The organism is Paraburkholderia madseniana (assembly GCF_009690905.1).
GTDB classification, from domain to species: Bacteria; Pseudomonadota; Gammaproteobacteria; order Burkholderiales; family Burkholderiaceae; genus Paraburkholderia; species Paraburkholderia madseniana.
The window spans coordinates 57,404-80,751 of sequence record NZ_VOSW01000035.1; the positions used below are offsets into that span (position 1 = coordinate 57,404).

22 protein-coding genes are annotated in these 23,348 nt (G+C 63.5%); 12 read left to right on the forward strand and 10 right to left on the reverse strand.

The genetic code is table 11. The features are described 5' to 3' along the window. Positions 1–155: 155 nt before the first annotated feature. Both FSO04_RS19560 and FSO04_RS19565 read right to left on the reverse strand, forming a co-directional pair. Positions 156–413 (reverse strand): hypothetical protein, encoded by a 258-nt coding sequence (locus FSO04_RS19560; RefSeq protein WP_154561538.1) that lies wholly within the window; start codon positions 411–413, stop codon positions 156–158. Positions 414–508: 95 nt separating this feature from the next. Next, positions 509–1,141, reverse strand: a complete 633-nt coding sequence (locus tag FSO04_RS19565) for a C39 family peptidase (RefSeq protein ID WP_154561540.1) — start codon at positions 1,139–1,141, stop codon at positions 509–511. Between the two features lie 206 nt (positions 1,142–1,347). On the opposite strand from FSO04_RS19565, the gene FSO04_RS19570 reads away from it, so the two are divergent. The 3 genes from FSO04_RS19570 to FSO04_RS19580 all read left to right on the forward strand — a co-directional run bounded on the left by FSO04_RS19570 (position 1,348) and on the right by FSO04_RS19580 (position 4,091). After that, the gene (locus FSO04_RS19570) at positions 1,348–1,602 is read left to right on the forward strand and encodes a helix-turn-helix transcriptional regulator (RefSeq protein WP_154561542.1); all 255 of its coding nucleotides are present in this window, start codon (positions 1,348–1,350) and stop codon (positions 1,600–1,602) included. A 2-nt stretch (positions 1,603–1,604) separates the two neighbouring features. Beyond that, positions 1,605–2,945, forward strand: a complete 1,341-nt coding sequence (locus tag FSO04_RS19575) for a type II toxin-antitoxin system HipA family toxin (protein WP_154561544.1) — start codon at positions 1,605–1,607, stop codon at positions 2,943–2,945. 291 nt (positions 2,946–3,236) lie between these two features. Continuing rightward, a complete protein-coding gene (locus tag FSO04_RS19580) occupies positions 3,237–4,091 on the forward strand; it encodes a helix-turn-helix domain-containing protein (protein ID WP_154561546.1) in 855 nt (284 codons plus the stop codon). An 80-nt stretch (positions 4,092–4,171) separates the two neighbouring features. On the opposite strand, the gene FSO04_RS19585 is transcribed toward FSO04_RS19580, so the two are convergent. Together FSO04_RS19585 and FSO04_RS19590 are read right to left on the reverse strand one after the other, a co-directional pair. Further along, entirely contained in the window at positions 4,172–6,040 is a 1,869-nt protein-coding gene (locus tag FSO04_RS19585; protein ID WP_154561548.1) for an ATP-binding response regulator, read from the reverse strand. Then, on the reverse strand, positions 6,010–6,558 hold the full coding sequence (locus FSO04_RS19590) for a putative pterin-binding protein (protein WP_154561599.1): 549 nt from the start codon (positions 6,556–6,558) through the stop codon (positions 6,010–6,012). The genes FSO04_RS19585 and FSO04_RS19590 overlap by 31 nt, the downstream gene beginning before the upstream one ends. A gap of 309 nt (positions 6,559–6,867) precedes the next feature. On the opposite strand from FSO04_RS19590, the gene FSO04_RS19595 reads away from it, so the two are divergent. Next, on the forward strand, positions 6,868–7,815 hold the full coding sequence (locus FSO04_RS19595; protein WP_154561550.1) for a phosphoribosyltransferase: 948 nt from the start codon (positions 6,868–6,870) through the stop codon (positions 7,813–7,815). Between the two features lie 7 nt (positions 7,816–7,822). Here FSO04_RS19595 and FSO04_RS19600 read toward each other — a convergent pair whose 3' ends face one another. Next, positions 7,823–9,526: an ATP-binding domain-containing protein gene (locus tag FSO04_RS19600; RefSeq protein ID WP_154561552.1), complete on the reverse strand. Its 1,704-nt coding sequence runs from the start codon at positions 9,524–9,526 to the stop codon at positions 7,823–7,825. A gap of 246 nt (positions 9,527–9,772) precedes the next feature. Between FSO04_RS19600 and FSO04_RS19605 the strand changes: the two genes are divergently transcribed. Next, complete coding sequence (locus FSO04_RS19605; protein WP_154561554.1) at positions 9,773–10,399, forward strand: glutathione S-transferase family protein; 627 nt, start codon at positions 9,773–9,775, stop codon at positions 10,397–10,399. A 123-nt stretch (positions 10,400–10,522) separates the two neighbouring features. Next, positions 10,523–11,101, forward strand: a complete 579-nt coding sequence (locus FSO04_RS19610) for a Fur family transcriptional regulator (protein WP_154561556.1) — start codon at positions 10,523–10,525, stop codon at positions 11,099–11,101. Positions 11,102–11,213: 112 nt separating this feature from the next. Here the strand turns inward: FSO04_RS19610 and FSO04_RS19615 are convergent, their stop codons facing one another. After that, the gene (locus FSO04_RS19615; RefSeq protein WP_154561558.1) at positions 11,214–11,723 is read right to left on the reverse strand and encodes a response regulator; all 510 of its coding nucleotides are present in this window, start codon (positions 11,721–11,723) and stop codon (positions 11,214–11,216) included. 492 nt (positions 11,724–12,215) lie between these two features. Here FSO04_RS19615 and FSO04_RS19620 point away from each other — a divergent pair, with 492 nt between their 5' ends. Beyond that, entirely contained in the window at positions 12,216–12,938 is a 723-nt protein-coding gene (locus FSO04_RS19620; protein WP_154561560.1) for a ribonuclease activity regulator RraA, read from the forward strand. Between the two features lie 13 nt (positions 12,939–12,951). On the opposite strand, the gene FSO04_RS19625 is transcribed toward FSO04_RS19620, so the two are convergent. Beyond that, on the reverse strand, positions 12,952–13,740 hold the full coding sequence (locus FSO04_RS19625; protein ID WP_154561562.1) for a TetR/AcrR family transcriptional regulator: 789 nt from the start codon (positions 13,738–13,740) through the stop codon (positions 12,952–12,954). A gap of 75 nt (positions 13,741–13,815) precedes the next feature. On the opposite strand from FSO04_RS19625, the gene FSO04_RS19630 reads away from it, so the two are divergent. The 3 genes from FSO04_RS19630 to FSO04_RS19640 all read left to right on the forward strand — a co-directional run bounded on the left by FSO04_RS19630 (position 13,816) and on the right by FSO04_RS19640 (position 18,096). Then, positions 13,816–15,363 (forward strand): MDR family MFS transporter, encoded by a 1,548-nt coding sequence (locus FSO04_RS19630; RefSeq protein ID WP_154561564.1) that lies wholly within the window; start codon positions 13,816–13,818, stop codon positions 15,361–15,363. Between the two features lie 439 nt (positions 15,364–15,802). Further along, positions 15,803–16,810, forward strand: coding sequence for a zinc ribbon domain-containing protein (locus tag FSO04_RS19635; protein WP_154561566.1), 1,008 nt, complete (start codon positions 15,803–15,805; stop codon positions 16,808–16,810). 212 nt (positions 16,811–17,022) lie between these two features. Continuing rightward, positions 17,023–18,096 (forward strand): TAXI family TRAP transporter solute-binding subunit, encoded by a 1,074-nt coding sequence (locus FSO04_RS19640; protein ID WP_154561568.1) that lies wholly within the window; start codon positions 17,023–17,025, stop codon positions 18,094–18,096. Between the two features lie 27 nt (positions 18,097–18,123). On the opposite strand, the gene FSO04_RS19645 is transcribed toward FSO04_RS19640, so the two are convergent. After that, on the reverse strand, positions 18,124–19,563 hold the full coding sequence (locus tag FSO04_RS19645) for an aminotransferase-like domain-containing protein (RefSeq protein WP_154561570.1): 1,440 nt from the start codon (positions 19,561–19,563) through the stop codon (positions 18,124–18,126). A gap of 116 nt (positions 19,564–19,679) precedes the next feature. Here FSO04_RS19645 and FSO04_RS19650 point away from each other — a divergent pair, with 116 nt between their 5' ends. Beyond that, positions 19,680–20,567: a DMT family transporter gene (locus FSO04_RS19650; protein ID WP_154561572.1), complete on the forward strand. Its 888-nt coding sequence runs from the start codon at positions 19,680–19,682 to the stop codon at positions 20,565–20,567. A 113-nt stretch (positions 20,568–20,680) separates the two neighbouring features. Continuing rightward, a complete protein-coding gene (gene sapR / locus FSO04_RS19655) occupies positions 20,681–21,586 on the forward strand; it encodes a sap1 transcriptional regulator SapR (protein ID WP_154561574.1) in 906 nt (301 codons plus the stop codon). Between the two features lie 158 nt (positions 21,587–21,744). Here sapR and FSO04_RS19660 read toward each other — a convergent pair whose 3' ends face one another. Beyond that, positions 21,745–22,485, reverse strand: a complete 741-nt coding sequence (locus FSO04_RS19660; RefSeq protein ID WP_097396882.1) for an ABC transporter ATP-binding protein — start codon at positions 22,483–22,485, stop codon at positions 21,745–21,747. Positions 22,486–22,503: 18 nt separating this feature from the next. Further along, positions 22,504–23,346, reverse strand: a complete 843-nt coding sequence (locus FSO04_RS19665; RefSeq protein ID WP_154561576.1) for an ABC transporter ATP-binding protein — start codon at positions 23,344–23,346, stop codon at positions 22,504–22,506. Between the last annotated feature and the right edge of the window lie 2 nt (positions 23,347–23,348).

Below are 23,348 nucleotides of genomic sequence, written 5' to 3' on the forward strand. Positions count from 1 at the left end.
AGCGCACCAGACACGCGGCTGTTCCGGGAATCGGGAACAAGCGATTCTACGACGCGCTGCGCGCCGTGGGGCCGGATCGCGGGAACGCGGGCACGCGGCTGCAGCGCAGGAATTGGCCTGCCTTACCGAAAAGCAGCGGCGCGCCGCCGCTAGGGTCATTGCGAAACGGCGTCGTCTTTGGCGTCGTCTTTCTTGCCGTCCTCGAACATCGCGCGGCACGCCGGACTGAGTTCGTCGAGGTGCTGCTTCATGCAGGCGGTGATTTTTGCCTTGCTCGGGATGTGGGCGGCGCAGAAATGCATCGCGTCGCTGCGACAGGCCTTGGCCCGGTCGTCCTGGGTAGCCGCATGCGCTGCGGTGACGGCGCCGAGCGCGACGAGGCCGGCAGCAAGCACGGCATAGGTTCGCTTCATGACGGGCTCCGGTATCGCAAAAGTCGGCGTGAAGCTCCTCAGCAGAAAACGGGCCCGATCATTGCGTTCGCCGTGCGGCTTGCCGGTTGCCGTATCTAGCGCACGCTGCGGGTGAGCGTCATGCCACGCCCTGCGTAGAAACGCGCCACCGTGGCGAACGGCAAATAGACATCCGCCTGGTGAGGCGCAACGCCCGACGGATTATGAAACCATACGCCATCGCGATCGCGCCCGTGCAGCAGGATCAGATGCCCGCCCTGGCTCTGATTCGGCCGCTCCGGATAACGGATCTCGGGGCTCACGGAAACGATCGCCAGCGTGTCGCCGTCGATGCGCACGGCGATCTCTTCGAGCGGCGCCTGCGGCAGCACTTCGACCTGAATACCGAATGCTTCGCCGAGCCAGTCGGCGAACGGCCGGTAGATCAAACCGTCGACGCCGCCGTCGTCACGCAGCCGGTACACGCCGTGGCGCAACGCTTCGTCCAGCAACGCGGCGCGCGGCGCGTGTTCGATGCGCCAGTAGTCGAGCGCGGATTCGAGGCAGGTCAGACCGCACAGGCGTTTCGCCCAGAAACGGTAACGCTCCGGGTCGGCAAAACCGCTCTGCTGCCAGTGTGGATCGTCACATGGGTCGCCCTCTTGTTCGACGATGTGGCGCACCCATTCGGGGCTGCCCCATTGCGTGTGGTACGGCACCTCGGTGTGGCGTAGTGTCGGTTGGTTCATGAATCGCGCGGAGTCGGTGGCAAATATTTTCACAGCATGCTACACGGCCGGCCCAGCGGAGCGCACGCAGACGGAATTTATTCGTCATGCGGATATTTGCCGTTTATTCGCCAGACAGATATTTGCCGAATATGCGTCACACGAATATTTGACAAATATCTGTGTGACGCATAAAGTGTGTTTATTCGTCTCGCGGATAATTTGCCATGATCCACCTTGTCGCCACGCCGGACCAAATGGCCCAACTGCTCGCTGCCGGTCGGCGCCAGGCCGGCCTCACCCAGGCTGACGCCGCCGCGCGCATCGGCGTGAGCCAGAGCCGCATCTCGGCGCTGGAAACCGACGCCACCGCCCTTACCCTCGCACAATTGCTGACGCTGTGCGGCGCCTACGGTCTGCAATTGCAGGTACGCGACAAGAACCAGCCGGTGCCTGAACCGGCGCCTTTGGTCGAGTGGTAAGCATGGGCCGCCAAACGCATTCGCGGGCGCTTTCGGTGTGGGCCAACGGCGAGCGCGTCGGCGTCTGGCGCCTGCCCACCCGCGGCCCCATGGAGTTCGCTTACGACCCCGCATGGGTCGCCTCGCCCGCGGGCCGGCCGCTTTCGCTCTCGCTGCCGTTCGCGCCGAGCAACGTGGCGAACAAAGGGCCACGGGTGCTCAACTATTTCGACAATCTGCTGCCCGACAGCGAGGCCATCAGAAAGCGCATCGCCCAGCGCTACCAGACTGATACGCTCGATGCATTCGATCTGCTGCAAGCCATCGGCCGCGATTGCGTGGGCGCCGTCCAGTTGCTGGCCGAAGACGACGCGCCGGCCGGCGTCGAACGCATCGAGGGCACGCCGCTCTCCGACAGCGAGATCGAGACCATGCTGGCGCGCACCGTCAGCAACCCCGCCCTCGGCGCAGCCGACGAAGCAGACGATTTCCGCATCTCGCTCGCCGGCGCGCAGGAGAAAACCGCCCTGCTGTGGCACGACGGCAAGTGGCAGCGCCCGCATGGCGCCACGCCTACCACGCACATTTTCAAGCTGCCGCTCGGGCTGGTCGGCAACAAGCTCGCCGACCTCAGCACCTCGGTCGAAAACGAATGGCTGTGTCTGCGGATTCTGCGCGCCTATGGCCTGCCGGTGGCCAACACCGAGATCATGACGTTCGGCAAGCAGCGGGTGCTGAGCGTCGAACGCTTCGACCGGCAACTGCATTCGAGCGGGCAATGGCTGCTGCGCCTGCCGCAGGAGGACTTCTGCCAGGTGTACGGCGTGCCGTCGCATCGCAAGTACGAAAACGAAGGCGGTCCGGGCCTGCTGGACCTCGCGCGGATTCTCCAGCAATCGGTGTCGGCGCAACAGGACATCGAAACGCTGCTGGCAAGCCAGATCCTGTTCTGGATGCTGGCGGCGCCGGACGGCCACGCCAAGAACTTCAGCATTCGCCTGCTGGCGGGCGGTCAGTACCGTCTCACGCCGCTTTACGACGTGATGTCGATCTGGCCGGTGGAGGGTAACGGCCCGAACCAGTGGTCATGGTTCAAGGCCAGGCTCGCCATGGCGATGTGGTCGCGCAGCAAACACGACGCCTTCCGCGACGTGCAGCGGCGCCATTTCAACACCATGGCGCCAAGGTGCTCATACGGTGCGAACGCCGAACCGTTGATCCAGCGGCTGATCGAACAGACGCCGGCGGTCATCGCGCGGGTCTCGGCCGAATTGCCCGAGCGCTTTCCGGGCAAGGTTGCCGAGCGGATTTTCAAAGGCCTGAAAAACTCGGCGGCCAAGCTCGACACAATGCCGCCCGCGTAACGGCGGGTGAGGGTAAATTCAATCGGAATTACTTACAGATTCCGCCCGGTTTAATCGGTAAAATACATTCGATGCTAAAAGCATAAACAGATCGCCGAATGTGTCCGTTCGCACCTCGCACCGACAGGTTTGGCGGCAGTCATACCAAAACACAGGCCGTGAGACTTTTTGCGGTACATTTGCTGTCCCCCGCGTAGCCGCGTCAATGCGCATCCAATGTGCGTGGCCGCGCTGCGCGTGCCGTATCGCATGCCCCCAGCCACCCTTCAAGAAGGCAGATCCTCACGCAGTATGACCAACGAAACAAACTCACCTGACTCCATTGCCGTCGCCGAGCGCGTGCGCGAGTTGATGAGCCGGCATGGAATCGGCAAACGCCAGCAGACCACTGAGCTATGCCGCATCCTCGATCTGAGTTTTTCGCAGGGACACCGCAAGCTGCGCGGCAACAGCCCGTGGACTCTCTCGCAGATCAAGAAGGTTGCCGAGGTGTTCGGCGAACCTGCCGCTCAGCTATTCGGCGCACAGTCGCTCGATCCGGGCATGGTCGGCGCCATCGCCCAGGAGGCGCTGTTCTGCGTCGGCGCGATCGAGCTGGCCTGCACCGCATGGGTCGGCGCCGCGCTCGAACCGGGCAGCCGCCCTGAATTTGTCGCGTACTCGAAGCTCGGCCAATGGCGCGTGGCGCGCCACGATGGCACGCTTTACCAAAGCGCCTACGAAGTCCACAAGATCGAGATCTATCCGCGCCGCGCCGAGACCGACAAGCCGACCATCGCCGTGGTGGACGACGATCAGGCCTCCGCCGACAACCTGCGCGACTATCTCGAGGGCAGCGGTTTCGCGGCGGTGGCGATCTACGGCCTCGCGGCGTTTGCCGAACAACTGCAAACACAGATCTTCGACGGCGTTGTGATCGATTGGCTGTTCGGCTCACAGACTTCGGCGGCAGCGATCCGCGCAGTGCGGGCGTCGGAGAATCCGGACGCGCCGATTTTCGTGCTGACCGGCGAACTGCTGACCGGCAAGGCCAGCGAATCGGAGATCAGCGAGGTCATTCGCAATTACGACGTTGCGTGCTATGAAAAGCCCGCGCGTATGGCGATCCTGGTCGCCGATCTGTCCAAGCGCCTCAACCGGCCTTGATGATGCATACGCCGGCAAGCGGCTGAAGGTGCGTGCTCAGGTTGAGCCCTCCTCCAACTGCGTTTCCTCAAGGCGTCACGTCACACCGTATGCCGCGAAGCCAAAGCTCGCTGCAACGCACTGCGCAGTTCCTCGTAATGTACTGGCTTTAATAACGCTTCAAAGAACGGCTGCAAGCCGGCTTCTCCCGCTTCCCCTGCCGCCCCACCCGCACTACCTACGCTATCCGCCTCTGGCGCATACGCGCTCACCACGATCACTGGAACACCCGACGATGGCCCCCCGCGTGCCGCGAAATCCGCAAGGAACGTATAACCGTCGCGATCCGGCATATGCAGATCGAGCAACACCACGTCACAGCGACGCGCGTCGAGCCACGCGAGTGCATCGTCGGCATTGGAAACGGCGTGCGCGTCGAAATCCATGTGCGCGATCATTTCGCTGAGCGACTCGCGAATCAGCCGGTTGTCGTCGACGATCAACACGCACGGGCGCGCGCCGCCTGGTTCGGCCTGCGCCGTCACGCCGGGCGGCACGGTTGCCGCGACCGGCGTGACCGGGATCGTCACCGTAAAGGTCGTGCCCTCGCCCACCGTGCTTGCCACGTCGACGGCGCCGCCGAACAGCCTGACCAGCCCCTGCACGATCGCGAGCCCCATCCCCGCGCCCTCGAAGCGGCGCGTGCGCGACGCGTCCAGTTGCGTGAACTCCTGGAAGATCAGCGGAATTTGCTCATGCGGCACGCCCGGCCCCGTATCGCTGACGACGAAGATCAGGACCGCCGGCCGCTGCCTCAGTTGCACGCGGACCGTGCCGGTTTCGGTGTAGCGAATTGCGTTGGTGACGAGGTTGTTGACGATCTGGCGGATGCGGTGCGGATCGGAATCGACGAGGCCGCTCATGCCGCTTGCCTCGCTTTCCAGCTTGAGCCCGCGCGCGGCCGCCGACATCGCGTGTTCGTCGACGATCGACGCCAGCAGCTCGCGCGGCTCGAAACGCTCGTGACGCAACTCGAGCTTGCCGGCGCCGAGGCGCGCGTAGTCAGTCAGGTCTTTCATCTGTGCTTCCAGATGCCGCCCCGCGGTTTCGAGACGCTGGATCACCTTGCGGTCGGCCTCGGAGTGATAGTTGAAGCCCAGCAATTCGATCGACGACACGATCGCATGCAACGGCGTGCGCAGTTCGTGGCTGATCATGCCGAGAAACGCATCCTTCGCGAGACTCGCCTCGCGTGCCGCGCGGCTCGCCTGATGCTCCGCTTCAAGCGCCGCGTGCTGCTGATGCATCAGGCGCATGCGGCGCCGGCCGTTGAGCACCAACAGTGTGGTCGCGGCCGCGGACAACAACAGCAGCAACAGGCCGCCTGCGAACAGCATACGGCGCTTGTCGATGAAATCGCGGTTCATCGCCTCACGATCGGCCACGTCGGCGAAACGGCGGCTCAACGCGAGATCGTTGACCTCGTTCCAATGCTGACGCAACTCCACGACAATCTTGTCGGCGCGGCTGCGGTCCTTCGGCAACGCATCCACCTCAGGCTGAATCCCATCCAGCAAATGATCGAGCGACTGGATTTCGTCCTGTTGCCGTTGCAGCAGCGCGAGCTGCGTAGTCAGTCTGCGTGTCGAACCGGCCATCACGTGCAGCTTTGATTGCAGCAACTGGTAGCGCAGCATGAGCCGCGGATAGTCGTCGTCGACACCGGATTGATACAGTAGCAACTGGTTCTCGAAACGCGCGTAGGCGATCTGCAGTTGCGCTGCGTCCCAATAGAAACCATCGTACTGACCGGTCAACTGTTCGGTGGCGCGCGGATTGAGCAGGTTCGCGTACAACAGATAGCCGATCGCGCCTGCCGGCGCCGCCAGCGCGGTCAGCCAGATCAACACATAGAGGACACGACGCAAGGGGCGGCGTGTTATTTGACGATGAGTGCCTTGATCTGCCATACGAATTTTGAGTCGCCCGCCGCGCCCATGAGTTCATCGGGAAACGCGTCGCGCGGATAGATAAGAAACAGCGGCCCGAAGTCGCTGATCTTCAGGCGCCGGCCGTTCATGCTGTACGCAACGACCACGCCGTAGCGATCGCAGTCCGACACCGGAATGGTGTACGTATAGTCGTCGAGCGTATGGATCTCGACTGCGCTGCCGGATGCGCCGACTGTCTTCAGGATATCCGCGAGCAGCGGTCCTGTGAAGGTGGAACGCGGAGTCCAGGTGGTGGCGGTCGTAATCGAATGAGCTGGCAGCGCGAGCAGTTGCGCGTCGGTGAAGTGATACAACTGGTGCGTCGCATCGTTGGTCTTGCTGATCTTGCCCTTCACATCGAGCGATAGCGGCAACGACTCTGCCTGCGCCTGTGCCTGCATGCTCCACGCGGCGAAAGCGAGGAGCAGACCCAGCCCCCACCATGCGCCCCGGACCACGCCTTTCCTGCCATTCACCGCTATGCCCGCCTTGGTCATCTTCATCTGTTTGGTCATTCCATCGTTTGTTATTTTGCGGGCGGCTGCGCTGCGCCGGCTCAACCGGCCAGCGAACCTGCAGCACCCTCGCCGTTGCCCTTTTCCCGTTTTGCCGCCACGGCGGCGGTCTTTGCGACACGCCCCGTCCGGCGGCGCGCGTCACCCCGACGCGCGATCTTTGAACCGCATGCATAATATCGCCAAAATTCTTTGTCTCAAAAACGGGGACCTGCCGCCGCGCTGCGCCGCGCGCCGCTCTCCGTCTACGGGACACCTGCCCGACCCGCGCACCGCGACGCCCCGAGAGTCATGAACAAGCCGGTTTTGCCCCTGACGTACGAACAACTCGATCGCTGGATCGAATCGCTGCAACCCGCGTTGCTGGCGGAGCGTTTCACCATGGCGATCGGCATTCTGCGTGGCGGCGCGCCGCTTGCGCTGATGGTTTCGCATGCGGCCGGCACGCCGGTGGCGTTTCTGCGTTACGACCGCCAGTCGCGCACGGTCGCCTGGGATTCGACGCTGCCGATCCCGCCCGCCGGCTCGAAAGTGCTGCTGTGCGAGGACATCGCGGGGCGTGGCTTTACGCTGACCGATTGCATCGCTTTCCTTCAGCAGCATGGCCTCGACGTCAGAACGCTGACCGCCGCGGTCGACGACCTGAGCCGCACGCAACCCGACTACGCGATCGACGCCCGCGGCTACTTCGCGCTGTTTCCGTGGGAGCGCCAGGCCTACACCGAGCGTTATCGCGAAGACTGGGAGCGCGTTGAAGCGGGCGCTGCGTCCGCCATGGCCGACGATCACGAATACGCCACCTACGCAATCGACCTCGACGGCATTCTGCTACCCGACGTGCCGCTCGCACGCTACGACGAGGATCTGGCCGCGGCGCTCGCCGAACGCGACGCGCTGCTGCCGTTCGAGGTGCTGCCGGGCATCGATCTGCAACGCGTGCGCACGATCATCACCGGCCGGCCGGAACTGGATCGCGCGCGCACCGAAGCGTGGCTCGCGCGGCACGGCTTCGGTCATATGCAACTGGTGATGCGCACGCCCGGGACGCACGACGAAAGTGCCGCCGGCGCCGCCGCTCACAAGGCTGCGGCGGCGTTGCGCGGCGGTGTCACGCATTTTGTCGAGAGCGATCCGGTGCAGGCGCTGCTGATCGCGCAGCAAGCGCCGTTACTGCGCGTGATCTGGTGGGACGCGCTTACGCAAACGGGGATGCTGGTGGGGGCGCGCGCGTGGACGTGAGCGGCGGCTAGGCTTCTTTCGCCTCTCTGAGTTCTCTGGTTTCTCTGAGCTCTTTACCATCACGCAGATGCAGATGCCGCGCGGCCCGCTGCGAGGCGACGATGATCAGCTTCATCGTCGCACGCGTGGCGCCGACGAACAGCTTGCGTGCAATCCGTTCGTCGAATAGTTCGAAGTCGACCTCCGTGAGAATCACGCACGGCGCCGCCTGCCCCTTGAAGCGGTAGATCGACTCGAACAGCACATCTCCTTCGCGATACTCCGGGTTGCCGAACAGATCGTATTTACCCGTAAAACTGCGCAACCGATGTGGTCCGAGATGATCCTGCGCGGTCATCGCCGAGCCTTCGCGGCCGCGAAACGACAGCACCGCAATATCCTGCTTGCGAAAGCCGAGCGACAAGGCCTGCGTGATCGCCCGCTTGGTCGCCTCGATGCTGCCTTCGGCGGCGTTCGCTTCGTCGTAGACGGAGAGCGAAATATCGGAGCCGTCGAACGGACTGCCCGAGGCCAAACCCGCCGCGACCGGCACCGAGGCGCCGACCACGTCCCGCACATAATCGAGAATGTCACGCGGGCTGCGGTAGTTGGTAGTCTCTTTCAGCGTGGTCCAGCCGTGCAACTCGACAGGCTCGCGCATATACAGATTCTGCAGCGGATCTTCGAGCCACCACCACGCGGCGCCCGGCCGCAACAGACGCTCGAGTGCAGCCACCCACGGCTGCTGGAAATCCTGCCCTTCGTCGACGATCAGCACGTCGAATTGCCAGCGCGCGTCGATCGGCGTTTCGGCGAAAGTCGTTTCAAGCTGTTTGAATACGTCGCCAGACTGAAAATCCGGCTCGCGGCCCGCGTCGCGCGCGACCCAGTCGCATAGCTGGTGATAGTTCGCCACCTTTGCCTCAGGCGGCGCGACCCGCGCAATGTGATCCGCGAGCGGCCGGTTGAAACACACGTACAAAGGCCGCTGACCACGCGCCGCCGCGTCCTTCATCACCTGCACCGCCAGTTGCGTCTTGCCGGAGCCGGCCGTGCCGATCACGCGCAGCCGGAACGGCGAAAACTCCAGCCGTCGCGCCCAGGTCGCGAGGCCACCGGCCAGACGCGTGACGAGCGTGCCGGCCTGGCCGACGAGCGCGCTGGCGTCGGGCGTAAGCGAGAGTTCGTCGGCGAGAAAGTGATGGATTTTCGGTGCGCAGGCGAGGCGCGCTTCGTCCGCCGGCAAGGCTTCGCGAATGATCGCGGCAAGCCGGTCCTTGCGCGTCGCGTCGACGATCCGCGCGGGATTCACGCCGGCAATCGCCGCGTCCTTGACGATGTGGTCCGGGCAATACAGCAGTTCTTCGATGAAATATGTACCCGCGCCGAACGCCGCGGTGAAGCGCCGGTGCAGCGTTTCGACGGTATGCGCGAGCGCGATCGCCACATTGCGTTCCGTCTGAAGATAGACCTTGACGAGCCCCTTGGGCGTTTCGCGCAGGAAACCGGTTTTCTGTTCGACGATCATCACGCGCCCAGCCGGGCTGACGATCACGAAGTCGGCCTCGCCGAACACCGAGAAGTTCTGGTTCAGACGGGTCCAGTGCACGCCGTGATAGACGGTGTAGCCATCGGGAAGCGCTTCTTCCAGCAAGGCGAGGGTCTCGCGTTCGCGTGCCGCCGCACCGGTGGCGGCGAGGCTCTTCCAGTCGTCGGGGACAATGCGGGCCATGCGGTGCCTCGTCGTGTTCGGGTGCGCACATTGTACGCAACGCCCGTGCGTTGCCGGCATGGCACGTCGGGCGATACACGGACCTCTATGGGCAAGGTGCTTCGGACCAGGCTCCGGGCAACACTTCACGCAGCAGATTGCGGGCTGGCGGCGCGCAAATCCATGCGCATCGTGTATCGTTACTGGCTGAACGCCGCGCGCCACGCGCGGCTTGCCAACTGTCAATATAAAGAAAGGATTTACCGGATGATCACGATCTGGGGACGCGCCAACTCGGTCAACGTACAGAAAGTCTTGTGGTGTTGCGACGAACTGGTGCTGCCGTACGAACGCATCGACGCGGGCCTGAAATTCGGCCGCAACAACGAGCCCGACTACCTGGCGATGAACCCGACCGGTAAAATTCCGACGCTGGTCGACGACGACTTCGTGCTGTGGGAATCGAACTCGATCCTGCGCTATCTGGTGCTGCAATACGGCGAATCGAGTCTCCTGTATCCGTCCGAACCGAAATTGCGCTCCAGCGTCGACCGCTGGCTCGACTGGTCGCTCACCACGCTACAACCCGCGGAAAAGCCCGTCTTCTGGACTCTCGTGCGCACGCCTGCCGCCGAGCGCGACGCCAACAAGCTCGCTACCGACTTCGGCGCGGTCACGTTGCTGTGGCGCCTGCTGGATAACCATCTGCAAGGCCGCTTCTTTCTCGAAGGCGAAAAGTTCACGCTCGCCGATATCGTGATCGGCGCGTACGCGAAACGCTGGTTCGGACTGGACGGCGTCGAACGCCCGCCGTTGCCGAATCTGGAGCATTGGTATTCGCGGCTTGCGACACGCCCGGGTTTCAAGAAATACATCGATTTCCCGCTGACTTGAACGATCCGGCAGCCATTGGGCGGCTTGATGAGCGACTTCATGCCCCGCCGCGGCGTCCAGCCGCGACCGGCAGGTGCGCCGCACACCGGCACAGCCAAGCCCGATGGCCTTTATAATCCACGCATGAAGACCGCCAAGCCCGCCGCGACCGCCGACAAAACCACGCCTGCCGCCTCCGCTCATCATCATGAGCCGGGGCACACGCACATTGCGCACGGTGAATCGCAGGAAGCCGCACTGACTCTCGCGGAAGAATATTGCCGCGAACGCGGCGAAAAACTCACACCGATCCGCCGCAAAGTGCTCGAATTGCTGTTGAATTCCGGGCGCGCCACCAAAGCTTATTCGCTGCTCGACGACATGCGCCAGATCCATCCGGGCTCGGCGCCGCCTACGGTTTACCGGGCGCTGGATTTTCTGCTCTCGGCAGGGCTCGTGCACCGGATCGAATCGATTAATGCGTTTACCGTCTGCCACGACCTGACGCAATGCCAGCACGGCATTCTGGTGGTGTGCCAGCAATGCGGCAACGTCACCGAGTTGCATCAGCCGAAGCTGCGCCAGGCGCTCGTCACGCAAATCGAAGACGCGGGTTACCGCCTTGCCAGCGATGAAATCGAATTGAAGGGATTGTGTTCCGCGTGTCAGGCAGCGGAAGCGGCCAGCGCCAGCGCTGCCGCACCGGTCGCCGTCGCCAAATAACAGCGGCGCCTGCCATCAGGTTTGCAGTCTGATTGCGGACCGTTTCGCCAGACGAAAGCTTGCCGCCGACGATGCGGCGGCAAGAAACCGCCCTCGGCCGCGAGGCCGCTCCTCAGCCCGCGCGGGCGTCGATCGCGTCGTGCAACAGTGTCACGAGGTCTTCCGGCAATGCCGGCTTGGTCATGAAATGCTGGAAGCCTTCGCCGATGCTGCGTAAGCGGTAAGCGTCGTCGGTATGACCCGTGAGCGCCACGGCCACCGAAGGTGCATGGTCACCGCGAATCTCGTGATCGCGCAGCCGCTGGATCAGATAAAAGCCGTCCATGGCCGGCAATTCGAGGTCGCACACCACGGCGTCAGGTAACAGCCGCAGCGCCGCTTCGACGCCCTCTTCCGCATCCGCCACTGCGACGACATGCGCACCTTCCGCCTCGAGTAACAAGGCCAGTGATTCCCGGCTATCCGGGTCGTCCTCGACGAGCACGATCGTGGCCTGATCGAGTCTCAATGCTCCGTTCATGTTCTGCTGTAGCTCTAAAAAACCGGTTAGGCCATCAGACTCGGCCAACGTATCGCCCTGCTGTTTGCTGCCGATTTGCGCGGCTGCGGTATTGCTGTCCATGGTTCCGACTCGATTTCATGCGTCGAGTTGCATGCAGGCCCGCGATTGTAAAACATGGCCCCGGCGCAACGCGTGCGCACAGTAACGCGCCAAAATTGCACGCCGATGAAAAACCGACCCTCGGCTCCACTGCCCTGGCTGACCAATGCCGACACCCGATTCGCCGTGGCGGTGGCTGCTGCAAACCCACGTCCATCGCCTTGCCCGCCTCAGCGTCTGCTCCGACATTCATGTTCTATTGCGACGCCGGCGCGGTTATGCCTCTCGCACGGCGTTCAAATCCACTCCTCAGGTAGCACGTTGCGTGCCTCGCCGGCTTCACCAGATTCGTCGTTACGTCAGCATGGTTGCGCGAGCCTGCCGCACGATCCACGGCGGCGCTATGATCGTGTGCGCGAGATCGCAGCGGCTGCGTTATGTTCTGCCGCTGCGACGCAGCACGTCATATGAGCGCCATCTCTCCGCCCCTAAAACCTGAGGCCGCCCGACACCATGTCCGATCTCGACTCCGCCACGCTTGAAACACTCCGTCATGTCAGCACCGCCACGCTGACCACCCAGTTGTTCAAGCGCGGCCTGCGCAATGCGTTCATGCAGGGCGTAGCGCCGCTCGCCGCGCACAGTGGCACGAATCTGGTCGGGCCGGCCTTCACGCTACGCAATATTCCCTCGCGCGAGGACATCGACGTGCTCGAACTGTTTGCTGATCCCGAGTACGCACAGCGCAAATGTGTCGAGACCATTCCGGCCGGCCATGTGCTCGTGCAGGATTGCCGCGGCGAGCGAGGCAGCGCCTCGTTCGGTTCGATCCTCTCGCAGCGGTTGCAGGTGCGCGGCGTAGCGGGCATGGTGTCCGACGGTCCGGTGCGCGACAGCACGACAATCGCCGCGCTTGGCATGCCGGTGTTTTGTGCCGGCGCAAGCGCGCCGCCGAATCTGATCCGGCATCACGCGGTGGATATCAATGTGCCGATCGGCTGCGGCGGTGTAGCGGTGTTTCCCGGCGACGTGATCGTGGGCGATGCGGACGGCGTGGTGGTAATCCCACTCAAAATGGCAGCCGAGGTTGCGCAAGCCGCCGCCGAGCAGGAGCAACTCGAAGTGTTTCTCGCCGAGCGTATTCGTGAGGGCGCCGCCCTGCCCGGCACTTATCCGCCGAACGAAAAAACGAAGGCTGCGTATGGGGCGTGGCGGCAGAAACGTATTTCTGAGTGAGTCCGGCAGTGTGTCAGTCCGCTTTGCCAGGACCGACGCCCTGCACCAGCAAGGCCACCGCATGCCGGGCGATCTCCTCGCTGCCGATGTTGCACCGAGCGGGATCGTTACGCCACAGCTTCGAGGTGGCCAGCGGCAGAATCGTCATACCCAGCAGCGTGACGAATACCAGCGACGGCTCCAGCCCGGCATTCAGGCGCCCTTCCTTTTGCCAGCGCGCGATGGCTGACAGCGACGCCTTCTGATTCGCGTCGCCGAACCGTTCATGCATGCGCTGGCGCAGCAGGCCGCCGTCGCTGATCACTTCGCGCACCCACAGCGACGGAAACCACGGATTGTCGCTCGCCGTCTTCACCAAACGCTGCGCGAGTTGCGTGATGGCAGCCACCGGATCGTCGGGATTTTCCTGAAACGGCACGCCGATCCCCGCGCGCAGCGGCGCGAAACGCTCGTCGATCAGCACGTCGAGCAATTGATCGCGCGTCTTGAAGTAGTAATGCATCATCGCCGGCGTGAAACCCGCCTCACGGGCAATCTCCCCGAGCGTGGTGTCGACGATGCCCTGCCGCGCGAACAGGGCGAGCGCGGCGTCCAGCAGGCGGCTGCGCTGCTCCGGGCCGCGCGCCGAGCCCGAAGGCCTGCCCGGTCGCCGTGTGAGCGCGGGCGGCGGTGCGGGAATCGAAGCGTTCGCAGCATCGCCCACCGCGGCTGACGCCGGCTTCGAAAGCTTTCGCGCCTTCGCGGCGGCCGTGCTGCGCGGCGGGCGTTTCACTTCCCGGTCATCTGACGTAATCCTTGCCATTGCATTCAATTTGACGAGTGACACAATGTCGCATATATTAATCTCCGAATTAATTAATTTCAATACCGTGGCGCCATGGACCAATCGACAACGACTCAACCCGCCGGGCTAACGCTGCCAGATGCGCAGCCAGATCCGCAGTCCGGCCCGCAGGCAAATGACCACCCGCCGATCCGCCTGCTGTTTCCGGCGCTGCTGCTGGTCATGCTGCTCGCCGCGCTCGATCAGACGATCGTCTCGACCGCGCTGCCGACCATCGTCGGCGAACTCGGCGGGCTCAACAACCTCTCGTGGGTGGTGACCGCCTACCTGCTCAGCTCGACTATCGTCGTGCCGCTGTATGGCAAATTCGGCGATCTGTTCGGCCGCAAGATCGTGCTGCAGACGGCGATCGTCGTGTTCCTCGTCGGCTCCGCGCTGTGCGGCGTCGCCCAGAACATGACCCAGTTGATCGTGCTGCGCGCACTGCAGGGGCTCGGCGGCGGCGGTCTGCTAGTCGTGACGATGGCCGCCATCGCGGACGTGATTCCGCCGGCTGAGCGCGGCCGCTTCCAGGGGGTATTCGGCGGCGTGTTCGGTCTCGCGACGGTGGTCGGGCCGCTGCTCGGCGGCTTTCTCGTCGAGCACCTGTCATGGCGCTGGATTTTCTACATCAACCTGCCGCTCGGCCTCATCTCGCTGGCTGTGATCGGCGCGGTCTTCAAACCGCACGTGCGGCATGTGAAGCACACCATCGACTACATGGGCGCCGCGTTTCTCGCCGGCGCGCTCACCTGCATCATCCTGTTCACGAGCCAGGGCGGCACGATCCTGCCGTGGTCATCGCCGCAGTTGTGGTTCACGCTGGGAATGGGGCTGGTGGCGATCTGGGGCTTCATCCACGAAGAGCGCACTGCCGTCGAACCGATCATGCCGCTCGAACTCTTCAAACAGCGCACGTTTTTGCTGAGCAGTCTGATCGGCTTCATCATCGGCGTGTCGCTGTTTGGTTCGGTCACGTTCCTGCCGCTGTATCTGCAAGTGGTCAAAGGCTCGACGCCCACGGAAGCCGGCATGCAGATGCTGCCGATGATGGGCGGTCTGTTCATGATGTCGATGGTGACCGGACGCGTAATCAGCAAGATCGGCAAGTACCGCATGTTTCCGATCGCCGGCACATTTCTCGTGACCGTCGCGATGGTGCTGCTCGCACGCCTGCAGATCAACACGCCCATTCGTGTGATGTATATCGACATGGGCATTCTCGGCTTCGGCCTCGGCATGGTGATGCAGGTGCTGATTCTCGCGGTGCAGAATACTGTCGAGTTCAAGCACATGGGTGTCGCCACTTCAGGCGCGACGCTGTTCCGGTCAATCGGCGGCTCGATCGGCGTGGCCGGTTTTGGCGCGGTGTTTTCGAACGGCCTCGCCGCGCGTCTGGAAAAACTGATTCCGGCCGACATCGAATTGCCGCACGCGCTCGGACCGGCGGCCATCCACCAGTTGCCTGAAGCGTTGCGCAACGACTATCTGCAAGCGTTTGCCGGTGCGTTGCACACGGTGTATCTCTCGGCGGCCTGCGTCGTCGTGTTGGCCTTTGCGCTCGCGTGGCTTCTGAAAGATCATCCGCTGCGCAAGCACTGATTTCGCGTATCCCGTTTCCAGCGAGCGTTTTCTGCAAGCGCTTGATGACGAGGTCGAACGCCGCGCGCTTCGACCTCGTTCTGTTTTCATCGCCGCTATTTCGCTCTACCGATTCCGCCGGCGCGCGAGAGTGTCGACACCTGCGCACCGTGACTGAGCAAACCGTGTGAAAAAAACCGTCAGCCTGTTCGTTCTGCCGACATATGCAGTGTTTCGTCGTACCTACAAATGTGTTTTAGCGCACATAAAGTAGGTAAGAACGTCGATTGACGTCCTCACGGAAACGCCACATATTGCAAGCAGCGGCACCGCAAGCGAGGACTTGCGCCCCAAGGTTCTCCAGAGCATGTGGATCGTGGTTTCCGCGGACGTTACTCCTGCCTCAACACGATCTGGAGCATGCCGTAACGGCACTGTTTTCCACAGGTGGGTCCACAGTATGTCCACCCAGACAATACTCGGCCATAGTTTCCCGACGCCCTGCAAACGCTGTGGCGGTGCGCTGTACCGGCAAGTCGACTATTGCCCGTATTGCGGCGCGGTGCACCCGCTTGACGCCGGCCCACACAAGCGCGGCGTGATTCCCGGCAGCCACGCCAGTGCCATCAGCAAGACAGCGCAGAAAAACGGCTTCGATCCGACACAGCCGGTTGAAACCGATCTCGCCGCGCAGACCGCGGTCACCGGCGAAGCCGCCCCTGTCGAGCCCCCGATGCCAGCGCCGGTACTCGCGTCTCCGGATACGCCGATTCCGCCGCTCGCCGATCTACCGCATTCTGCTGGCCGCAGCATGGTCCCGATGCGCCGGGTGCTGCTCGCGATCGTGGCGATTGGCGCAATCGGACTAGCGTATGTCACCTTTACTCTATTCAGCGACAACCACGAATCGCAGAACGGCAATACTGAGCAGACGGCTGAAAATCATCAGGACGCCAGAACGGCGACCGGCACGATTGCGCTGTACGCACCGGCTCAGCCGACGAATCAGGCCACCGCGATTAAGCCTGCTGTCCCCAGCAATGCCGCCAATCCCGCCAAGGCCGCACCGGCAATCCTGCCCACGCCCATCGCGCCGCCGTTGGCCGCAGCGCCTGTAAAACCAGCGGCGCCGCAGTTCCGCGATGCCGCGCAAGCGCTGCAGACAGCGCGTCTGGCCGTCCGCGCCAACGATCTCTCCGCGGCACAAGCGGCGCTTGGCGCGGCGCAAACGCTGCAGCCCGGCAACACCGACGCAGAAAGCCTGCTGACCGAATTGAAGCCGCTCACCGCGCGCCGCGACGCCGCGTTGCAGGCGGCACAACTGTGTGCCTCGCAGCAGTCGTGGAGTTGCGCACGCCAGCACGCCAATGAGGCGCTCGCGATCGACACCGGCAACGACGCCGCGAAAACCATCCTTGAGCGCGTGATTCGCGAGACAGGTTGGGCACCGCTCAAGCCGCATGCGTAAACCGGCATCCCGGTCAGCGAAAAAGTTTCGATACCGAATTTCTTGACCGTTCGCACGACCGATTGCATTGGCGTTTCGCGTGCCCTCTGAGCGGCAACAGACGGACATGGCACGCGCGACGCCTTGAACATGAGATGGCAAGCCGACTCACCGGTGCTTCGCGCGCGTCGACACGAGAGGCTGTTCAACCCTGACCGATAGGTAGATAAACCATGCTGAAGAAACTTCTGGCGGGATGGCTGGGGCTGGCGCTAATGATCATGTCTTCGTTTGCTTGCGCGGAACCTGCGCACTACAAGATCGTTACCGGTCCGGAACGCGGCACGTACATTCAGATCGGCCAGGATCTGTCGAAATGGGTGGCGCAGCCGGCGGGCATCGACCTGGAAGTGATGTCGTCGAAGGGTTCGGCCGAAAACGTGCAGCGCATGCGCTTCGAGCCCGGCGTGAAGCTCGCACTGGTTCAGTCCGACGTGTATCAGGCCTACATCGACATGGCCAACGCGGGCAATGCCGACGCGGGTACGACAATCCGGCCGCTACGGCTCATCATGCCGCTCTACGACGAAGAAATTAACGTCGTCGTGCGCGCGGACTCGCCGATGAAAACCTTCGCCGACATCAAGGACAAAAGCATCAGCGTGGGCCTGCTCGGCAGCGGCACCGCTCAAACGGCCACGACCCTCTATCACCTGATGTTCGGACAGGCGATTCCCGAGCAGAACGTCCAGCACCTGAGCAATGAAGATGCGCTGGCCGCGCTGATCGTCAAGAAGGTGGACGTCGCGATCATCGTGGTCGGGCAGCCGGCGAAACTGTTCAACGACATGAATCCCGAGCTGCTGCAACAGATCCGCCCTCTGAAGGTTGATCCCAACGCGCCCGAAACCGCCCGAGCCAAGCAGACTTATTTTCCCACGACACTCCGCGCGACCAGCTATCCGAACTGGCTGAAGGAAGATGTTCCCACGCTAACGGTCAAGGCCTTTCTCGTCACTTACGATTACGGTCTGCGCGATACCGTCGGCAATCTGAATCACTTTGCGGATTCGCTCTGCGCCAACTTCGACAATCTGCAGGAGCATGGGCATCCGAAGTGGAAGCAGGTGAAACTCGAATTGCCGCCCCTCGTGCGCGGATGGAAATACTACGCGCCGGTGGAAAAACATCTGCGCGCGTGTCTCGCGAACAAGAGTGCGGCGATCAGCGCGACGGCCGCGCAAGCCGCGCAGAAACCGCGCTCCCCCTGCACGGATCAGGAGCGTCTGCTGTTGCTGTGCAAGTAACGTCGTCTGGCGAGGCGAGGCGCGCGCTCAGGCGTGCGCCTTCGATGCAGCCGACACGTCCATCGCCCGTTGCAGCGCTTCGTACACCTTCGGCCGGTTGCATTGCGACACGTTAAAGCGCAGGAAGCCGGCCGCCGATTGCGACGCGCTGAACACATTGCCCGGCGCGAACACCACACTCTCGGCTAATGCGTGACGCGCGATATCGGCGGCGTCGAGCGCATCGGGTAAGCGCGCCCACACGAATATCCCGGCGCGTGGCCGCGTCCACACTTCAAGGCCTGCGTAGCCCAGCCGCCTGATCGTCTCCCCCATGGCGTCCGCGAGCTTCGCGCGCATCGATTCCAGATGCCGCCGGTAGGTGCCGTCCACCAGCAAACGATGCACGACGCTCGCCGCGAGCTGGCCGTTGCCGAACGTGGTGGCCAGCTTCAGATCGACCAGCGGCTCGATCCATTCCCTGCGCGCCGCGATGTAGCCGCAGCGCACGGCCGCGGACAAGGTCTTCGAAAAGCTGCCGATCGAGACCACCCGCGCGAGACCGTCGAACGCCGCAAGACGCGGCGCGGGTTCGTCCTCGAAGTCGGCGAAGATATCGTCTTCGACTATCAGCAGATTGTGCTCACCCGCCAGTTTCAGCAGCCGATGCGCAATGGCCGGCGCAAGCGTGGCACCGGTCGGATTGTGGATCGCGGAATTGGTCACGTAGAGCCGCGGGCGGTGCTCGATCAGCGCCCGCTCGAATGCCGCCAGATCCGGACCGGATGGCGTATAAGGCACTCCGACGATGCGGACGCGATGCGCACGCAGCAGCGCCTGGAAGTTGAAGTAGCACGGATCGTCGATCAGGACCGTGTCGCCGGGTTCGAGCAGAAAGCGGCAGACGAGATCGAGCGCATGCGTGCCGCCGTCGGTCAGCACGATCTGCTCGGGCGGCGCTTCCACGCCATGCTGCGCGAGCCGCCAGGCGAGTTGCTGACGTAGCGCGGGCAGACCGAGCGGGCTCGCATAGTCGGCGAGCGGCGACTGCGGATCACGCGCCACGGCGCGCAACGCGCGGCGCACACCGTCTTCCGGCAGCCATGAAGGCGGCATCCAGCCGCAGCCCGGCTTGAGCACCTTCGCACCGGCCTCCAGCGACTGCCGCGTGAGCCACAGCGGATCGACCTCGCGATCCAGCCGCGGCCCGAGATCGGCGAGCGCAAGCGGCGGAGCATGACCGGAGACGAAAAAGCCGGAACCGCGCCGCGCCACGATCACCCCTTCCGCGACCAGCCGGTCGTACGCTTCCACTACGGTCGACTTCGACACGCCGAGTGCCTCGGTCATCGTGCGGATCGAGGGCACGCGCGCGCCCGGCATCAGCGAACGGCTCGCGATGCGCTCGCGCAAGTTGTCCATCACGGTGCCGACCCGCGTGCCGGCTGGCGCGCCCAAGGCCGCCCGGTTGTTATCGCTTTCCGCCATCTGTACTGCTCCATGTTCGGTACAGTTTGTACGAATTGTACTGATCCGTAGCTTACCCTTTACAGCCCGAAAGCGGATGCTATGAGTTCTGTTTTCAATGCGCATGGACTCTTTCGATGGACAAAACAACGAACGGCTGGGTGAGCGGCATGGTAGGCGTGTTGATTTTCAGCGGCTCGCTACCCGCCACCCGCATCGCCGTACAAGGCTTCGATCCGGTGTTTCTGACGATGGCCCGCGCGACCATCGCTGGCACGTTGGGGCTGTTGCTTCTGCTCGTGTTTCGCCAGGCTCGGCCCGCAAGGCGCGACCTCGTCCCGCTGGTGATCGTCGCGCTGGGCGTAGTGGTTGGCTTTCCGCTCCTGACTGCCCTCGCGCTGCGCCACGTGAGCGCCGCGCACGCCGTGGTGTTCGTCGGGCTCCTCCCGCTGTCCACCGCGATCTTCGGCGTGCTGCGCGGCGGCGAGCGCCCGCAGCCGGCGTTCTGGCTGTTCTCGGCGCTCGGCAGCGGCGCGGTGGTCGCGTTCGCCTTGCGCCACGGCCTCGACGCGTCGCCACTCGGCGATGCGCTGATGCTGGCGGCGATCGTCGCCTGCGGCCTCGGTTATGCCGAAGGCGCGCGGCTGTCGCGCCATCTCGGCGGCTGGCAGGTGATTTCGTGGGCGCTGGTGCTGTCGCTGCCGGTGATGCTGCCGCTCGCCTGGTGGGCGCGGCCTGCATCGTTTGAAGGTGTGAGCCATGCGGCGCTGTGGGGGCTCGCGTACGTGTCGCTTTTCAGCATGCTGATCGGCTTCGTCTTCTGGTATCGCGGACTGGCGCTCGGCGGCATCGCGGGGGTCGGGCAACTGCAATTGCTGCAGCCGTTCTTTGGCCTGCTGCTCGCCGGTTTGCTGCTGCACGAACAGGTGCCGCCCGCGATGATCCTGGTGACCGTCGTGGTAGTCGCGTGTGTGGCGGGCGCGCGGCACTTCTCGCGAAGCGCACCGGTGCGGCCGGCAGTCTGAACGGTGTCTCGCCCGCGCGTGCGTTCCCTGATTTTCGGGACCGCGCCAGGTCGACTGTCGGATGAATATGTCATCATCTCGATAATCGATCCACCACTCGCGCCGCGACTACGATGCCGACCGCATTTGCACAAACCGTCGAAGCCCGCTTTGCCGAACTCACGCCCACTTCCAAGCGCGTCGCCAGTTACATGCTGGCGAATCTCGACCGGCTCGGCCTTGAAAACGCCGATCAGATCGCCCAGCAAGCCGGCACCAGCGGTATCTCCGTGGGCCGGTTCTTGCGCAGCATCGGCTACCAGAACCTGGATGATCTGAAGCGCGAGCTGCGCGGCGCGCAGGAGCGCCCGTGGCTGATCACCGACCGGCTCGACGCATTTCGCCGCGCCTCCGGCCAGCACGACGAAGCCACACCGGCCGCAAGCGAGCCCGATGCTGGCAACCCCGCTGCCAACCCCGCTCTCGCCCACTCGCTCGAACTCGAAATCGGCGCGATCCAGCATGTCTACCAGCTTGCGCAATCGCCGGTGTTTGCCCGCGTGGCCGAACGCATCTCGAACGCTGACGCCGTCTATATCCTCGGCATTCAGTCCACGCGCGGCATCAGCAACGCGTTCTACAGCTACCTGGAGTACATCCGTCCGCGCGTGTTCTATTCGGACGGCATGTCGGGCTCCTATGTCGATTCGCTGAACTCCGAGTTCAAGTCACCGTATCTGATCGTCACCGATACACGCGCCTATTCGATGATCGCGCGCCGCTATTGCGAGGCGGCCACGCGCCGTGGGCTGCCCTTCGCGCTCGTCACCGATATTTACTGTCCGTGGGCGCGCGAATTCGACGGTGATCTTTTGCAGGTGAAGACCGATGTCGGTCAGTTCTGGGACTCGCTGGCGCCGCTCACGTGCCTGTTCAATCTGCTGATTTCGGCGATTGTCGAACGGCTCGGGCCGGGCATCGACGAGCGCGTTGCACGTAACCGCGAACTGCAGAGCGAATTCGACCAGTTCGACCTTTGAAGCCGCTTTGGCGGTAAGCCACGGGATTGACGGTCGGCTCATCGGAGCCCGAGTGTCAAGCATGGCAAGCGCATGCTGCTACGCGGCGCAGTGCGCAGGTGATCGAATCGACAACCGCACAAACCGCCCGTTGCGCTTGACGCCGTGCGTTGATCGCATCAGGACGCGGTCGTCGCCGCGGCTTCCCCGCCGAGATACGCGTCACGTATCCGCTCGTCACCGAGTAGGGACTCAGCAGTGCCTTCGAGCACGACACGGCCGGTCTGCAACACATAGCCGTAATGCGCGATCTCGAGCGCGAGGCTGGCGTTCTGCTCGACCATGAAGAACGTCACGCCTTGCTGGTTGATCGTGTCGATCAGTTCCAGCACTTTATCGACGTAGAGCGGCGACAAACCCATCGTGGGTTCGTCCATGCAGATCAGTTTCGGCCGGCTCATCAGCGCGCGCGCCATGGCCAGCATCTGCTGTTCGCCGCCGGAAAGCGTGCCGGCCTTTTGCGCCAAGCGCTCTTTCACGCGCGGGAAAAGACCCAGCACGCGCTCATAGTCTTCGTCGATGGCTACACGGTCGCGCCGTGTGTATGCGCCCATCAGCAGATTCTCACGCACCGTCATGTCGCCGAACAGCCGCCGCGCCTCGGGTACGGACCCAACACCGCGCCGCACGATCTGCGGCGTGCTGAGTCCTGTGATCGCCTCACCTTCGAACGTGACGCTGCCGGAGCGCGGCTTGTGCAGACCGAGAATCAGCTTCATGGTGGTCGATTTGCCGCTCGCGTTGCCGCCAAGCAAACTCACGATCTGCCCGCGCCGCACTTGAAAATTGACGTCGAAATGCACCTGTACGGGACCGTAAAACGTCTCGATGTGTTCGAGTTTCAGTAGAGCGTCGCTCATCGTCGATGTTCCAGAAGTTCAGGCCGCGACGCGCACAGCCGCCGCACCGCCGACATTGCGATGGCCCAGATACGCCTCGATCACACGCGGATCGTTGCGCACGTCGCGCGGCAGCCCTTCGGCGATTTTTCCGCCGTTGTCGAGCACGATCACGCGATCCGATAAGCGCATCACCATGTCGAGCTTGTGTTCGATCAGCAGAATGGTCAGCCCGCGCGCTTTCAGTTGCTGGATCAGCACCAGCATTTCGGCGGTTTCGGACTCGTTCATGCCGGCCGTCGGCTCGTCGAGCAGCAGGATGCGTGGATGCAAAGCGAGCGCGCGGGCAATCTCGACGCGTCGCCGGTTCGCATACGACAGGCTATGCGCCGGATGATCGATGCGCGGCGCGAGGCGCTCGCCGAACCCCGCGATAATCTCGCGCACTTCGTCGCGCAGCGCCGCGTCTTCACGGCGAATCGAAGCGGGTCCGGTCAGTGCGCGCGCGACTTCGGCGATAGCGCCGACAATCGGCCAACCCGTGCGGGTAGCGCGCAAACGTGCATGCGCGCCGATCAACACGTTATCGAGCACGCTCAGATTGCCGAACACGCGGCCATGTTGAAACGTACGCGCAAGTCCGAGCGCGGCGAGCTTTTCCGGCCGCACGCCGGTGATGTCGCGACCGTCGAATTGCACGCTGCCTGCGTCCGGCGTATCGAGCCCGGTGATCAGATTGAACAGCGTCGACTTGCCCGCGCCGTTCGGCCCGATCACGCTGACGAGTTCGCCCTCCGAAATCGAAAGATCGACGCCGTTCACCGCGGTCAGTCCGCCGAAGCGCCGTGTCACGCCGCGCACGTCGAGAAGAGTCTGTGTCATGT